The organism is Candidatus Afararchaeum irisae, assembly GCA_034190545.1.
GTDB classification, from domain to species: Archaea; Halobacteriota; Halobacteria; order Halobacteriales; family Afararchaeaceae; genus Afararchaeum; species Afararchaeum irisae.
The window spans coordinates 17,446-32,665 of sequence record JAXIOF010000037.1 but is presented as its reverse complement, the minus strand read 5'-3'; the positions used below and the strand labels follow the sequence as shown (position 1 = coordinate 32,665).

The following is a 15,220-nucleotide window of genomic DNA, read 5'->3' as shown; positions in this document are numbered from 1 at the left end:
ACACCGACGATTGGTTCGAAAAAATATTAAGTACTGACTTCTACACATGAGCGAACGAACTTTTCTGAGTTTTAGTCCTCGGGACGTCCCATGACGAGGTCGACGTCTCCCGTGCCGAGCTTTATGGGCTGTCCGACGATGACGTTCTCTATGACTCCGTCGAGGTCATCGATCTCCCCGTGGACTGCGGCGTCGAGAAGCTGGTTGACTGTAACCTCGAAGGCGGCGCGCGACAGGACGCTCTCCTTAGCGCCCGAGATTCCGTGTCTTCCTATGCTACGTATCTCTCCCGTGACAGTCATTATGTCGGCGACGAGCATCTCGTGTCTTATGTCGACTTCGAGACCCTGTTCCTCAAGGGTGGAGGTCATCTCGTCTATGAGGGAGTTCCTCGCAGCTTCTATGCCGAAGACATCAGCCATCTCGTGTATGTTGTTGGTTCTCGTACGTGTCTCGTCGACGCCCTCGACCTGTATGACATCCTTGAGTGCACTTCCCTCGGTGTAGAGGACGTACTCCTCCCTGTCGCCGACGTCTTCCTTACGTATGACGACCCTATCGATCTCCTCGATTCCCTTGAACGTGATCTCACGTAGCTCCTCTATGAGCTGGAGAAGCTCGCGGTACGACGGAGACGACGGTCCGAAAGAGACACGTGTTCCGTTCGCTCGGACGTCGACGCCGAGGTTAGACTCTATCTTGTCGGCTATGTCGTCGACTGAGAGGAGACGCTCGTCGAGCATCTCCTCGTCTAAGTTTATAGAGACCTCCATCTCGGCGACGTTGGTAGAGATGTCGCCGAGCGAGAGTATCGTCGTTGACTCTATGTCCCAGACGACCTCACGCGCCTTCTCTCGGTCGGTCGCCCAGTCGTCCTTGAGGTAGACAGTCATCATCGGCGTGTCGGGCTCCTTCCGTGCGTCGACGAGCTCTATGAGACGCGGGAGACCCTGTGTGACATCGATCTCGGCGACTCCGGCGTAATGGAAGGTGTTCATCGTGTTGTGAGTCACAACACCCTGTGACGTCGTGAACGTGTCGAGTCCTGCGACGGAGAAATCATAGACGTAGTCGTGGGTGGGCTCGACAGCTTCGACCGATTCTATGCGTTTCCAGACTACTTCGGACTCGACCGCGGAACGAAGATCCTCGACTGAGTCGGAGTCAACTCCGCTCTCATCGGCACGTTCGACGAGGCGTTCGAGACGTCTCCTGCCTATACGTCCCCTCTTCACCGCACTGTTGAACTCACGTGACGGAGCACCGACACCGGCGGCGACTTCCTCAAGAGCGTCGCCGAACTCGGGTATCTGGTCGACTACGTCTGGGACATCTTCGTCGAGAGTAGCTACTGCTTCGTCTAGTGCCTCCTTCCGTTCGCCGACAAGACCCACTCTCTCGGCGAAACGTCCGAGATGGCTACGTGGAACACGTAACGTGTACGAGTCCCGTGTCTCACCGAGTGTAGCGTGTACACCGAAACGAGAGAGCAAGAGAGCGATGTCCTCGATAAGCTTCTCGTCGGTCGATGACGCGCGCACAGTACCGTCGCTCACGCTTCCGTCTCCAGAGAGGTATCCGCGTAGGAGACCTCTGGCAAAGTCGTCTGAGGAGCCAAACGCGAACCCGGGGACTCGTTTGGTCTCGTCGCCACATGTCTGTCTCAAGAGATCGGCGACTATCTTTCCGTTGAGACGCAGATCACGTCCCTCGGCGAACTCGCCGTTTTCGTACTCGTGGGTTGTGAGGTCGTACCTCTCCGCAAACCCACGGAGACGGTCGAGGAAGCCGTCGTCGATGTTCGAGATCGAGACGTAGCTGTCGGTGGCATATCCCTCAGCTAAGTAGGCTCCGAAGAAGAAGCCCGTCTCGGAGTCAGCCGGGAGATGTCTCGGAAGGGAGACTGTTCCACCGACGGGATAGACTCCATCGTCGAGTCTACCGTCTTCGAGTGCATCGAGTCGGTTCTTCGCCTGTTCCTCGGTGACAGCACCTCCGTCAGCGGCGGCGTCTGTCGACCAGTAGCCGTCGTCGGGAAGATATCTTAAGATCCGTACCGTATCGGTCTCGTCGGATGATCCGAAGTCACCGACTACAGGTATCCAGTCACCCTCTTTGAGTTCGTCTCCAGCGACTGGAACGACCCCGTTGTCCTCACGTGTGACGAAGGAGTGGGACTTCGTGGCTCTAATATCACGTCCGTCCTCAAGCTGAATATGTAGGAGCTCGTCGGGCGACTCGTGTCTGCTGACCTCCTCGACGGGTTTCCATTGGGTTTTCTCGTCGTCACGTAGACTCAGAACTTCGAGTCCTGTGACGCCCACAGCCTCGTGTCCGTCGACTTCTACTGTCTCAGACGCGTTTTCGAAGACTCCGTCGACAATCTCACCTATCCTACCCATCTCGGTCTTACCGCCTCTGCGTACGATAACCTCCTCGTCGGCGTCGAGCGACATCTGTGTACCGGGTTCGCCTATAGACTGAGCACTCACGGTACCCACGGGCTCTAGGGGATCGATACGCGTCGACCTGTACCTCTCCTCAGTCTGTGCGATTATCTCGTCTATCTGTTCCTCGGTCACGTCTTCCTTACCTACTGCGTCCTTGACTTTCTCATGGAGTCTCTCGGGAAGCTCGCTCTCGTCGAGCTTTGACTCGACTGTCTCGGGTTCTACTGACATGTTTTTATCACTCTCTTACTCTTACTCTTGCTCTTATTTTAGTCGCTGGTCACGAAGTCGGGACTGTCCGAGTCGAACTCGGCGTCGAGAACTCTGTCGACGACTGCTTCGACGTCTATCTCCTCTCCCTTCGGCATCTTCATCGGATCTGTGCCGTCCTCTCCGTACTCGAACTGAACCATGTCGCCGTTGGTCGTCCTTACGGTTCCGTCGTACTGTGCCTCTATCTCCTGAAGTGCGTTTATGAGTCTGCGCTGGAGGTATCCCGACTTCGAGGTACGAACCGCAGTGTCGACGAGTCCCTCACGTCCTCCCATCGAATGGAAGAAGAACTCCTTAGGTTCGAGACCTTCCTTGTACGAGTGCTCGACGAAGCCGCGCGCGTCGGACGACAGGTCGCCCTCCTCGAAATGCGGAAGAGTCCTGTTCTCGTACCCCCTGTTTATACGTTCGCCTCTCACAGCCTGCTGTCCGACACAGCCTGCCATCTGTGTGAGGTTGAGCATAGATCCACGTGCTCCTGACTCCGCCATCACGACGGCGGGGTTGTCCTCTTCGAGGTAGTCCTCGGCTATCTCTCCCGCCGAGTCACGTGCCTTTCCGAGAGCCTGCATTATCTTCATCTCAAGTGTCTCCTCGAGCGTACGTCCCGGAAGAGACTCTAGCTCGCCGCGCTCGTAGGTCTCTATGAGACGTTCTGCCTCCTTCTCGGCTTCGACTATAGAGGCGTCTATCTCCTCGTGTGCCTCCTCGGGGAGATCCTCGTCGTCGATTCCGAACGAGAAGCCGAAATGCATTATGGATCTTATGGCGAGCGACGACGCGTCGTCTATTAGCTGAGCCGAACGTGACTCGCCGTAGACCTTCGTGACTAGGTCGACTATCTCTCCGACGAAGCTTCCCATTGCGTTCTCGTCTATGGTGCCGTCGAGTAGCTCGCCGTCGTCGATTACGACGGTGTCACCCGCCGACGACTCGAACTCCATGTCGAGTCCCTCGGGGAGTATGAGAGAGAAGACCGTCTTTCCGGTCCAGTACTCGTCGCCGTCCTCAGTTCCGTCGGGTTCGGGTAGGTTGTCGACCGTCGTCATCCTCAGGAGGTCGAGTGCCGCCGACTCGTCGAAGTTCTTCTCGCCGTGTGTGAGGAGGTAGAGTCCCGAGATGTGATCCTGTATAGCTCCGACTATAGGACCTCCGAAACGCGGTGAGAGTATATGTTCCTGAACCCTCATGAGTATACGCGCCTCGGCACGCGCCTCCTCGCTCTGGAGGACATGCATGTTCATCTCGTCGCCGTCGAAGTCGGCGTTGTACGGCGGACAGACAGTCGTGTTGAGCCTGAAGGTCTTGTGGGGCATCACGACGACCTCGTGTGCCATCATCGACATACGGTGGAGAGATGGCTGTCGGTTGAAGAGTACTATGTCGCCGTCCTTGAGCTGTCTGTCGACCGTCCATCCAATACCACGTATGTTTCCGTCGTCGTCCTCCTCAAGCATCCTCTCGGCGAGGTTCTCGGAGTTAGTGTCGGTGACCTTGAGACGTCTTCCGTCGCTCCTCTTGACGTAGTTCGCGCCGGGATGGTTCTCGGGACCACGACGTACGTACTCGACCGCCTCGTCTATGTTGTTGTGGGTGACGGTCATGCTCTGTGTCATCTCCTTGGCTATGCTCTCAGGGACTCCTATCTCGTTGACCGAGAGAGTCGGATCGGGAGAGATGACTGTACGCGAAGAGAAGTTGACACGTTTTCCGGAGAGAGATCCTCTGAAACGTCCCTCCTTGCCCTTGAGCCTCTGGGAGAGCGTCTTGAGGGGTCTCCCCGACCTGTGGCGTGCGGGAGGAGTACCTGATATCTCGTTGTCCATGAAGGTCGTGACGTGGTACTGGAGAAGCTCCCAGAGGTCCTCTATGATGAGCTGGGGCGATCCCGCCTCTCGGTTCTCCATGAACCTCTGGTTGATACGTATTATGTCGACGAGCTTGTGGGTGAGGTCGTCCTCGCTTCTCTGTCCGTTGTCGAGTGTTATCGACGGACGTGCGGTCACGGGAGGTACGGGGAGGACTGTGAGTATCATCCACTCGGGACGTGAGTCCTCGGCGTCTATACCTATGGCTTCGAGGTCGTCATCGGGTATACGTTCAAGACGGTCTCTGACGTCCGACGGCATCAGCTTGTGACCGTCCTCGTAGTAGGTCGTCGGCTTCTCGTGTTTGATCTTCTTCTGTTCCTCTCCACAGTAGGGACAGAAGTAGTTCTTCCTCGCCGCCCTTATCGCGCTCTTGGTGACGTCGCTGAGATCCTGGTTGAAAGACCTCGTCTTCTCGAGCTTCTCGTCGAACTCGTCTTTCTGATCCTCTGTGAGTAGGACACGTGAACACTCCCTGCACGTTCCTCTGAGGAGACGTCTGATGAGCTTCGAGAATCCGACGTGTATCACGGGTGCGGCGAGCTCTATGTGTCCGAAATGCCCCTCACACTGACCCGACCGTTTTCCACACGTCTTACACTGGAGACCCGGATCTATGACTCCGAGACGTGGATCCATCAGACCCATGTCTATCGGGAAGCCGTCGTCGTCGTAGGTGTCAGCCGTGATTATCTTCGTGACGCTCATATCACGGTACGACTGGGGACTCATCAGCCCGAAGTCAATCGAGCTAATCTGTTTGGGACTTGTGTTCGTGCTCATAATTGGATTGGAATCGAGTTGTTGTTTTACTGCTTTGTTCAGACCGCGTCCTCAAGGTCGAGACGCGGTGCTATTCCGAGCGACTTCATCTCGTCGAGTAGGAGCTTGAAGGCGTAGCTCATCTCGACCTCGTGTATACCTGTCTCCGAGTCACAGTTGGGACAGTAGACACGGTTCTGACGTACGTCCTCTGTCGCAGTCATTCCACAGTTCGAACAGACGTAGATCATCTCGCGGTCCGACTCGTCGAGGAGACGGTCCTTGAGCGTGAGTGCAGCGCCGTGTCCTATCAGAACGTCGCGCTCCATCTCTCCTATACGTAGACCACCCTCTCTCGCACGTCCCTCAGTCGGCTGACGTGTCAGAACCTGGACGGGACCGTGTGAGCGCGCGTGTATCTTCTTGCTCACCATGTGGTGGAGCTTCTGGTAGAGAATGATTCCGGTGTATATCTCGGCGTCTATCTTCTCGCCCGTGATACCCGAGTGCATCGTCTGTTTGCCCGACGACTTGAATCCACGTTCGACAAGAGACTCCCTTAGCTCGTCCTCGTCCTCTCCCGTGAAGGCAGTACCATCGATACGTCTTCCTTCGAGAGCACCGACCTTTCCGCCGAGCATCTCTAAGACATGCCCCACAGTCATACGTGACGGGAGTGCGTGGGGATTTATGATCAGATCGGGAGTTATACCGTCCTCAGTGAAGGGCATGTCCTCCTGCGGGGCTATATGTCCCGTGATACCCTTCTGTCCGTGTTTCGAGGCGAACTTGTCTCCGAGTTCGGGAATTCTCTCGTCCCTCACACGTACCTTCGCGACCTTGTTGCCCTCCTGACCCTCCATCAGCATCACCGTGTCGACGATTCCCTTCTCGTTCGACCTCATCGTCACGCTCGTCTCACGTCTCTTCTGGGGCGAGAGACCCGCCATCGTGTCGGGCTCCTCTAAGAAACGCGGCGGCGAAGTCTTTCCGACGAGAACCTCGCTCTGTCCGACCTCAGTCTCAGGGTTTACGAGTCCGTCGTCGTCTAAATGTGTGTAGGCGTCCTCTCCCTTGTGTCCACGGACGTCGTCCTCGGGAATCTCGAATCTGTCTTCCTGTCCGCCTGGGTATCCGCGTTCCTCAGCCTCGTACATACGGAAGAAGTGTGAACGCGCGAGTGCCCTGTCGACGCTTCCCTGGTTGAGTATGAGAGCGTCCTCGATGTTGAATCCCTCGTAAGACATCACTGCGACGACGAAGTTCTGTGCCGCGGGGCGTTCGTCGTAGCCTATAGCCTCCGAGGTCTGTGTCGAGACCATCGAGAGCTGAGGGTAATGGAGGAGGTTCGACTGAGTGTCCGAACGGACGCGGTAGTTCGCCGCTGGAAGACCCAGCGACTGCTTCACCATTCCCGCTCCCATGGTTATACGTGGCGACGCGTTGTGTTCGGGGTACGGGATCATTCCCGCACAGATTCCGAATATGAGCGACGGGTAGAGTTCGAGATGTGTGTGGTTCTGGGTAAGCTCGTCCTCGTCTACGGCGATCAGGAGGTCTTCCTCCTCGTTTCCGTCTATGTACTCGACGTATCCCTTCTCGACGAGATCCTCGAACTCTATCTCTCCGTTTTCGAGTGCGTCTATGTGTTCCTGTGTGACGAGAGGCTCACCGTCCTCGACGACTACTAGAGGGCGGCGTGCCCTTCCGGGTCCGGTGTCGACGAAGACCTCCTTCGTGCGTTTGTCTATCGATATATTGACCTGATCGCTTATGTTTCCGCGTCTTCTCTCCTGCCTGAGGCTCTCTACGAGATCCTCGGGTCTCTCGTGGGTTCCTACGAGACTTCCGTCTATGTATACTTTCGAGGTTTCCGAACTCATGTTGTGTTATGCTTCTGCTTCGTCTGTCTCAGGGGTCTCTTCTGAGTCGACCGTATCGGCGTCTGCTTCGGTCTCAGTCTCAGTCTCAGTCTCAGTCTCAGTCTCAGTCTCAGTCTCAGTCTCAGTCTCAGTCTCTGTCTCTGTCTCAGCCTCGGACTCCGAGGAGGTCGGCGAGGTATGTATTCTCTCGACTCCGAGGTCGGAGAGTGTGTCACGTACGTGTGTGTCGTCCTCTATTCCCTTCGATATCTCGACCGACTGGGCGAAGTTCTTCACGAGTCCACAGTTAGGACCCTCTGGAGTCTCGCCGGGGCAGATACGTCCCCACTGTGTCGGATGTAGGTCGCGCGCCTCGAAATGGGGCTGTCCGCGCGAGAGGGGTGAGACGACACGTCTGAGATGGCTCAGTATCGCCATGTGGTTCGACCTGTCGAGAAGCTGTGCGACACCCGTACGTCCTCCGACCCAGTTACCCGTAGCGAGGGGATGTTCGAGTCTCTCGGTAAGTACGTCGCTACGGACGACGGTGTCGACACGTAGCTCACGGTTTCTCATGTTGGCACGTTCGAGCTGGTACTTGACGTCGCGCGCGAGCTTGTTGAGAGCGACACGGAAGAGATCCTGCATCAGGTCGCCCGATATCTTGAGACGTTTGTTCGAGTAATGATCCTTGTCGTCGGGCTCCCTCCTTCCGAGTGCGAGCTCGAAACACGTCTCCGCCATACGGCAGAGGTAATGCGCCTTCGCTATCCTGACCTCCTCGTCGTCCTCACTGACATCTTCGAGATGGGGCAGGAGGTATCTGTCTATGACGTAGTCGGCGCGCTTTCTCTGGTAGTCCTTCGCCTGTCCGCTAGCGACCTTCTTTCCGAGGAGCTCCATCGCCTCTTCCTGTGTCTGAACCTCCGCCTCCTCGAGGTTTTCGAGCATGAACTTGACTATCTCGGGGTCGTTCGAGACCGAGTTGACTATCTTCTCGTCGGTCTCAAGCCCGAGTGCACGTACGAGTGTGACGAAGTTTATGTCGTTCGAGACGCTCGGGAATCCGACACTCAGGAGTGAGTCACGTCCTCTCTCGACTGTGACGAGCGCGCGGTAACCCTGTCTGTGTGAGAAGACCTTCGCGACCTGTATCTCGTCGCCGTACTTCGTGTCTCTCTCGGCGAGTATAGTGTTAGGCGCGAGATCCTCGCTCGTCATCAGGACGCGCTCGCTCCCGTTGACTATGAAGTAACCACCGGGGTCGACGGGATCTTCGCCCGTCTTTACGAGTTCGTCCTCGTCGAGACCCGCGAGGTTACAGTTCTTGCTCTTTATCATTATAGGCATCTTGCCTATAGTCGTCTTGACGGGTTCGTGTTCGTAGTCGCCCTCGACGATCTGCATCTCCATCCTCAGAGGCGCGCTGTAGCTTATGTTCCTGAGACGCGACTCCTGCGGGTAGAGTGTCTCCTCGCTTCCGTCTGCCTCTCTCACCATAGGGGTTCCGACCTCGACCTCTCCGAGCTTTATGTAGACCTCCTCCTCCCCTTCTTTCTCGCCTATGTCTGTCTCTATCGTCTCCTGCTCGTCGACAACCCTCTGCATCCCGTGTTCGAGGAAGTTATTGAACGACGAGATATGGTGCTGTGCGAGGCGTTCCTGTCCGAAGTAAGCGTCGGCTAGCTTTCCTCTGTCCAAGCTCATTTTTTGTTTTAGTCTTCTATGACAAGTCTGTATGTGACGGCTCTATCGGTAGTCCACGACTCTCTTACTATCTTGATGACGTCGCCGACCTCAGCGTCGAGGTTCGACAAGCCGGCGTCGCTCTCCCGTATCTTGGGGAGCTCGGGCTTTTCGAGGTCGTATCTCTCCAGAACCTCTTCGACCTCGTCCTCGTCGAGCAAGATATGCTCGGGCGCCATGTCGTGGTCAGTGACGTTGAACGTGCTCATTCTTTCTCCCGTGAAAAAGTCTGTTCCACTGTGTATATCGAGTGACGATATAATAAAACTCTTGCTTTATTTCGATGGCTTGGGTACTGTTTACATACTCCTCGGATTGCCACAATAGATAGATATACACGATCGATGTACGTGAGTCCATCTCAACCGACAGACGTTTTGTAGTCAAGTATGTAGACGGAGTATGAACAGGGTAGTAGTTCTCGGTGCTGGATACGGAGGTGCGACCGTAGTAAAACGTCTGAGGAGTAGCCTCGACACCGAAGACGAGATCGTCTGGGTCGACAAGAACGACTACCATCTCGTGCGCCACGAGGTACACAGGGTTATATACGACCCGTCGGTCGACGAGGAGATTGCGATACCCATGGACGAGATAAAGAAAGGCAGGGCTAACTTCGTCGAGTCGGAGGTCGAGGGATTCGAGTTCGAGGAGAAGAAGGTCGTCTTAGAAGACGACGAGATCGAGTACGACTACCTTGTTATAGCACTCGGGCAACGTACTGCTTTCTACGGAATCCCCGGGATGGAGGAGAATGCCCACACTCTCCGGAGCCTCGGCGACGGCTTCAGCATAAGACACGACCTAGAGGAGATAGTCGAGGAGGCGAAGGAGGGTGCCGAGAAACGTGTCGTCATCGGAGGAGCGGGTCTCTCAGGTATACAGACGGCGGGGGAGATAGCAGACGTCATAGACGACGCAGAGATCAGAGAGGGCGAGGTGACCGTGAACATAATAGAGGCTCTCGACGAGGTCATGCCGGGTCCGAGTATCGACGACCGTCTGAGGTCACATATAAAGAGACTCCTGCGCTCGAAGGGTATACAGACGAAGACGGGCGACCCCATAACCGAGGTCACCGACGACGAGGTGCGTCTCGACGAGGGTGATCCGATAGAGTACGACATGCTGATCTGGGCGGGCGGTCTGACGGCGAGGGAGTTCGACATCGACATAGAGACCGAGGACGCCGAGAGGAACGCCTTCAAAGTCGACGAGCACCTCGAGTCGGTCGACGCCGACGATGTCTTCGTGATAGGAGACGCGGGAGCCGTAGAGGACACCAACGGAAACAGAGCACCACAGACGGCTTGGGCGGCTGAGGACGAGGCGGACATATGTGCCGAGAACATACTGAGCAAGATAGAAGGCGACGAGCTCAGGGAGTTCGAGCTAAACGACCCCGGGACTCTCGTCTCTGTCGGACGTGAGGCGGTCGCTATGGTGAACGGAAACGTCTTCGGCGGGGTCGCAGCGCGTCTCCTCAAGAAGACGGTCGCAGCGAGACATATAGCTTCGGTTAGAGGAGCGAAGAGAGGTGTCAAGAGCTTCTTCAAGGAGCTCTAAATCTAAACCGTAAGCTTTCTCCGGTCTCACCGCGTTCTTACTCCATCAGATGCTGTCACCACTCACGGAGTCAGTCCTCTACTTCCTCGGCTTCGGTGTAGTGATAACGACGGGGTACTACTACGCGGTTACGACGCTCTACGGCGTCGGCTTCGTGATCTACCTCGGCTTCGTGAGGTCGCTGATGTCTTTCACGGGTTTTGCGGCTCCGATGTTCTTCCTCGTAGTTGTTCCGCCTCTCGTCTTAGGCGTCATAGGTCTCGGAAGGGTCAAGGAGTGGAGGATGACGACAGATACGTACAAGAAGGTCGCTGTCGGCATCCTTCTGATAGGGATACTCCTCGTAGGCTTCGACTTGGTACAGCCCGGTCCATCTTACTCCCTAGACCCGAACGACAAGGCGGAGTTCAACAAGTGGGGTTCGTTGGGCGAGGCAGCGTTTCCGGTCGTCGTGGGTGATTTAGAAGTGAGTAATCCGTCGGTTCTCCCGCGCCAGACGGATGTACCGTACGAGGTCTGTTACGGTGGGAGAAGCGTCAGAACGTTCAACCGAGTTCCCGACGTTATCTGGGGTCTGACTACTTCGAAGGACAGACTCAGGGTGGATATACCGGGCAACTCCTCAGAGATAGAGAAGATATCAGTCGAGACTGTCGATTCTTGTTCGTCGACAGGCGACGGCGAGACCCTGGGTGTCGTGAGGACTGACTGACTACGTGGGAGACAGGAAGATAACAGATTTATGTGGTGCTGACATAGTCGCCAACATGACTAAGAAGAACAAGGCGAAGAAGAAACGTCTCGCGAAGGCGAACAAGCAGAACTCAAGGGTTCCGGCGTGGGTCATAATGAAGACGAACCAGGACGTCGTGAGGAACCCCAAGAGAAGGAACTGGAGACGTAGCGACCTAGACGAGTAAACAATGGAAGAGAGAGTCATGAACGTCCCGCTTAGGGACGCCAAGAAGGCGAAGAAGTACGAGAGAGCCGACGAGGCTATGAAGATCATCCGCGACCATCTCTCGAAACACCTCAAGGCTGACGAGGACGAGATCAACCTCGACTCGTCTATAAACGAGGAAGTCTGGTCGAACGGACGTTCGAGTCCTCCCTCGAAGGTGCGTGTCAGAGCCGCCAAGTTCGACGACGGAGTCGTCGAAGCCGAGATAGCCGAGTAAACTAATCTAATCTAATCTAATGTTAAGAGCCGAGTTCAACGGGAGCCCGTTCTTAGGCGTCTTCGGTGTCACAACTGACGACTCTCTACTCGTGACCCCCGAGATAGACGAGCCGAGAGCCGAAGAGGTCGCCGACGAACTCGGCGTCGAAAACGTTTACAAGGGAACCATCAACGGTTCGTCAGTCCTCGGTACTATGGCGGAAGGAAACACCGAGGGCATCGCTGTTTCTTCTAACGCCTTGGACAGGGAGATAAGAGAGATCAGAGACATTACCGGGGTCAACGTCGAGAGGATATCGGGACGCCATACTGCGGTCGGAAACACAGTCCTAGCGAACGACAACGCCGCCCTCGTGAGTCCTGAGCTTTCGGAGGAGGCGAAGGACGAGATAGCCGGCGTTCTCGGCGTCGAGGTTCACGAGGGAACAGTAGCGGGTCTCGATACTGTCGGCTCCGCGGGTGTGGCGACAGACGAGGGCGTCCTCGTACATCCCAAGTCGAGTGGCGACGAGGTAGAATATCTCGAAGACGTCTTCGAGGTGCCCGTCGACATAGGTACGGTCAACTACGGAACCCCTCTCGTGGGAAGCGGTCTCATAGCCAACTCGAAGGGGTACGTGGTTGGAGCCGAGACGACAGGACCAGAGCTTGGAAGGATTGAAGAGGCTCTGGGATTTATAGACGAAGACAGCTAAACTAAGACGACAGGAGACTGATTAAAATGAGCATGCAACAACAGCAGCAGTTACAGCAGGCGTACAGTGAGCTCGCGGGCGAGATAGAAGAACTCCGCGAACTCGTAGAGACACTCGAAGACGAGATAGAGGGATGTGACGAGGCGATAGAGTCGCTCGAAAACCTCGAAGAGGGCTCTGAGATCCTTCTACCTCTCGGAGGCGACACCTACATACCCGCGACTGTCGACAACGTAGACGACGTCGTAGTCGGAATAGGCGCGGGAGTCAACATCGAGGTCGGACCCGAGGAGGCTGTCGAGAAGCTTGAGACGAAGAGGGACGATCTTCAGGAGGAGAAACAGAGTGCCGAGAGCGACATAGAACAGAAGACTCAGGAGATACAGCAGATACAGCAGCAGGCTCAGATGGCTCAGCAGCAACAGCAGCAGCAGATGCAGCAGGACGAAGAATAGGAGTAGGTAGAGATGTTCGACAGCCTCAAGGACAAGCTCTCAAGCTTCCGTGACGACGTAGACGAGAGTGTCGAGGAGAAAGCCGAGGAGGTCGAGGAGTCGGAGGTCTCTGAGAAAGCAGAACCAAAAGCAGAGCCAGAAGAGGAGGAAGAGACCCAGGTCGGCACGGTGGAGGAGTCCGAGTCCCGAGAGGCTGAGACTGAGTCCCAAGAGGAGGAAGACGAGGAGTCAGCCTCCCTGACACAGAAGGCTAAGACACTTGTCACCGAGAGGTCTTTCATAATAGAGGAGGAAGACCTCGAAGATCCTCTCTGGGAGCTAGAGAGAGCACTTCTTTCGAGTGACGTCGAGGTCGGCGTCGCCGACACCATAACCCAAGACGTCGAGGAGAGCTTAGTCGGTGAGAAGAGGAAATGGAGGGAGTCGACCGACGAGATAGTCACCGAGGCTCTCCACGACGCACTTGTCGACGTACTCGATGTCGACGGTCTGGAGTTCGACAGATATGTCGAAGAAGCCGACAAGCCCGTCGTCGTGATCTTCACGGGAGTGAACGGGGTCGGAAAGACGACGACAATCGCCAAGATAGCGAGGAGACTCGAAGACAGAGGTATATCGAGTGTACTCGCCAACGGCGACACCTACAGAGCGGGCGCGAACGAACAGATAGAACAGCACTCCGAGAACCTCGGAAAGAAGCTCATAAAACACGACAAGGGTGGAGACCCCGCCGCTGTGATATACGACGCCGTCGAGTACGCCGAGGCGAACAGTATCGACGTCGTCCTCGGAGACACAGCCGGGAGGCTCCATACCTCCCAGGATCTCATGGATCAGTTGGGTAAGATCGACCGCGTGGTCGACCCCGATCTCACGGTCTTCGTCGACGAGGCGGTCGCCGGACAGGACGCTGTCAACAGAGCGAGGGAGTTCAACGACGCCGCCGAGATAGACGGTACCGTCCTCACTAAGGCTGACGCCGACTCACAGGGGGGCGCGGCTATCTCGATCTCGAAGGTCACGGGGAAGCCGATACTCTTCCTCGGAACTGGTCAGGGATACGACGACCTGGAGAAGTTCGATCCCGAGAGGCTCGCAGACGCACTCCTCGGAAGCTCTTAGCTCAGACCAGCATACCTACGTCCCTTCTTACGTGTATGGAATTGACAGTAACAACTACGGGGTCAGTCGAGGGTAAGAAGACTACAGAAGACCGAACATAGCCGACTTTAGCGACTTCGCCGCCTTCTTACTCCCACCCTTAGCTATCTGTCTCGCGCTCAGATGAATAGGAGTACGTCTCCCGTGTACGCTCGTGGTGGATATTCCCTGTCTGAGAGACTCGAGAACCTTCTCGCTCGTCTCTATCTTAGAGTCTATCGTAGTGATTATCTCTGTGTATGTCCGTCCTACCATGCTGACTGTGTGTGCGTCGCTCCCGCCGACCTGTGTAAAGCCCTTCTTCTCGGCGTACTTCTTCGCCTTCCTGTTCGACCTTCCGGTGAGAAGACGTGAGTTGTAGACCTCTATAGCGTCACAGTCATCGACCTTCCCCGCCCCGTGTCTCGTCCTCTGGAAGGGATGGGGAACGACTGCGAGTCCACCGAGGTCACGTACCTTCTCGACAGTCTCGTCTATAGGCATTCCTATCTCGGGAAGGTCGTCGATACCGAGGGCGAGGAGATGTCCGTCGGAGGTCGATATCTCGACACCGGGTATACTTATGATGTCGTACTCCGAGGCAATTTCGTGAGCATGGAGAGACTCGGTGATGCTGTCGTGGTCGGTAATAGCTATAGCGTCGAGTCCTATCTCACTCGCGCGTTCGAGTATCGACTCCACTGAAGAGCGTCCGTCGTGTGACGCGTCGGAGTGGACGTGAAGATCGACCTTGAGACGGAGACCCGAGTCGTCGTAGGAAGTCTGGGGGGCGTCTCCCAACGGCATTACTTAGAATACCAGTCTCGACCACCAAAAAGGTAGTGAGTCGGGTCGAGGGGAGTCGCGAAATGGACATAGACATCTGGGGAAAGTATTTATCTATTCCCATCAAGTAACGAATAGTGGGAAAATGACCAAGACAACGACTGCTGACAACAGGGGGAGGATAGTGATTCCCCAGGAGATGAGGGAAAAGTTCGGGGATAGATACCGAGTTGTCGAACTCCGTGACAGGATAGAGCTCATACCTCTAAGTGACGATCCCACTGAAGGTCTTCGTGATGCAGTTGGAGACGCCTTCAAGGGGAAAAGTACTGACGAGATAAAGCGCGAAGCCCGCGACAAAGTCCGTGAAGAGATTGCCTCGGAGACTGTTTCTGACGGCGTTGAACCCGAACCCGAAGAGGATACTGTACAATAAG

Annotated in this window: 13 protein-coding genes and 1 pseudogene; 8 read left to right on the top strand and 6 right to left on the bottom strand. The window is 55.8% G+C overall.

Going from position 1 to position 15,220, the window contains the following annotated elements:
• Positions 1 to 71: 71 nt before the first annotated feature.
• From SV253_05215 to SV253_05195, 5 genes and pseudogenes are all read right to left on the bottom strand, one after another.
• Positions 72 to 2,681, bottom strand: a complete 2,610-nt coding sequence (locus SV253_05215; GenBank protein ID MDY6775461.1) for a DNA-directed RNA polymerase subunit A'' — start codon at positions 2,679 to 2,681, stop codon at positions 72 to 74.
• Between the two features lie 65 nt (positions 2,682 to 2,746).
• Positions 2,747 to 5,374: pseudogene (locus SV253_05210) on the bottom strand (DNA-directed RNA polymerase subunit A').
• 38 nt (positions 5,375 to 5,412) lie between these two features.
• Complete coding sequence (rpoB, locus tag SV253_05205; protein ID MDY6775460.1) at positions 5,413 to 7,236, bottom strand: DNA-directed RNA polymerase subunit B; 1,824 nt, start codon at positions 7,234 to 7,236, stop codon at positions 5,413 to 5,415.
• A gap of 6 nt (positions 7,237 to 7,242) precedes the next feature.
• Positions 7,243 to 8,922 carry a DNA-directed RNA polymerase subunit B'' gene (locus SV253_05200; GenBank protein ID MDY6775459.1) on the bottom strand — a complete coding sequence of 560 codons (1,680 nt, stop codon included), beginning with the start codon at positions 8,920 to 8,922 and terminating at the stop codon, positions 7,243 to 7,245.
• 8 nt (positions 8,923 to 8,930) lie between these two features.
• On the bottom strand, positions 8,931 to 9,170 hold the full coding sequence (locus SV253_05195) for a DNA-directed RNA polymerase subunit H (protein ID MDY6775458.1): 240 nt from the start codon (positions 9,168 to 9,170) through the stop codon (positions 8,931 to 8,933).
• 193 nt (positions 9,171 to 9,363) lie between these two features.
• Between SV253_05195 and SV253_05190 the strand changes: the two genes are divergently transcribed.
• From SV253_05190 to ftsY, 7 genes are read left to right on the top strand one after another with little or no spacing between them, the layout of a single operon-like run.
• Positions 9,364 to 10,527, top strand: coding sequence for an NAD(P)/FAD-dependent oxidoreductase (locus SV253_05190; GenBank protein MDY6775457.1), 1,164 nt, complete (start codon positions 9,364 to 9,366; stop codon positions 10,525 to 10,527).
• Between the two features lie 49 nt (positions 10,528 to 10,576).
• Positions 10,577 to 11,239 carry a hypothetical protein gene (locus tag SV253_05185; protein ID MDY6775456.1) on the top strand — a complete coding sequence of 221 codons (663 nt, stop codon included), beginning with the start codon at positions 10,577 to 10,579 and terminating at the stop codon, positions 11,237 to 11,239.
• Between the two features lie 55 nt (positions 11,240 to 11,294).
• On the top strand, positions 11,295 to 11,447 hold the full coding sequence (locus tag SV253_05180; protein ID MDY6775455.1) for a 50S ribosomal protein L39e: 153 nt from the start codon (positions 11,295 to 11,297) through the stop codon (positions 11,445 to 11,447).
• A gap of 3 nt (positions 11,448 to 11,450) precedes the next feature.
• Entirely contained in the window at positions 11,451 to 11,705 is a 255-nt protein-coding gene (locus SV253_05175; GenBank protein MDY6775454.1) for a 50S ribosomal protein L31e, read from the top strand.
• A gap of 19 nt (positions 11,706 to 11,724) precedes the next feature.
• Positions 11,725 to 12,402: a translation initiation factor IF-6 gene (locus SV253_05170; GenBank protein ID MDY6775453.1), complete on the top strand. Its 678-nt coding sequence runs from the start codon at positions 11,725 to 11,727 to the stop codon at positions 12,400 to 12,402.
• A gap of 26 nt (positions 12,403 to 12,428) precedes the next feature.
• Positions 12,429 to 12,857: a prefoldin subunit alpha gene (gene pfdA / locus SV253_05165; protein ID MDY6775452.1), complete on the top strand. Its 429-nt coding sequence runs from the start codon at positions 12,429 to 12,431 to the stop codon at positions 12,855 to 12,857.
• A 12-nt stretch (positions 12,858 to 12,869) separates the two neighbouring features.
• On the top strand, positions 12,870 to 13,979 hold the full coding sequence (gene ftsY, locus SV253_05160; protein MDY6775451.1) for a signal recognition particle-docking protein FtsY: 1,110 nt from the start codon (positions 12,870 to 12,872) through the stop codon (positions 13,977 to 13,979).
• 81 nt (positions 13,980 to 14,060) lie between these two features.
• Here ftsY and SV253_05155 read toward each other — a convergent pair whose 3' ends face one another.
• Positions 14,061 to 14,804, bottom strand: coding sequence for a PHP domain-containing protein (locus SV253_05155; protein MDY6775450.1), 744 nt, complete (start codon positions 14,802 to 14,804; stop codon positions 14,061 to 14,063).
• Positions 14,805 to 14,928: 124 nt separating this feature from the next.
• Here SV253_05155 and SV253_05150 point away from each other — a divergent pair, with 124 nt between their 5' ends.
• Entirely contained in the window at positions 14,929 to 15,219 is a 291-nt protein-coding gene (locus SV253_05150) for an AbrB/MazE/SpoVT family DNA-binding domain-containing protein (protein ID MDY6775449.1), read from the top strand.
• Position 15,220 lies beyond the last annotated feature (1 nt).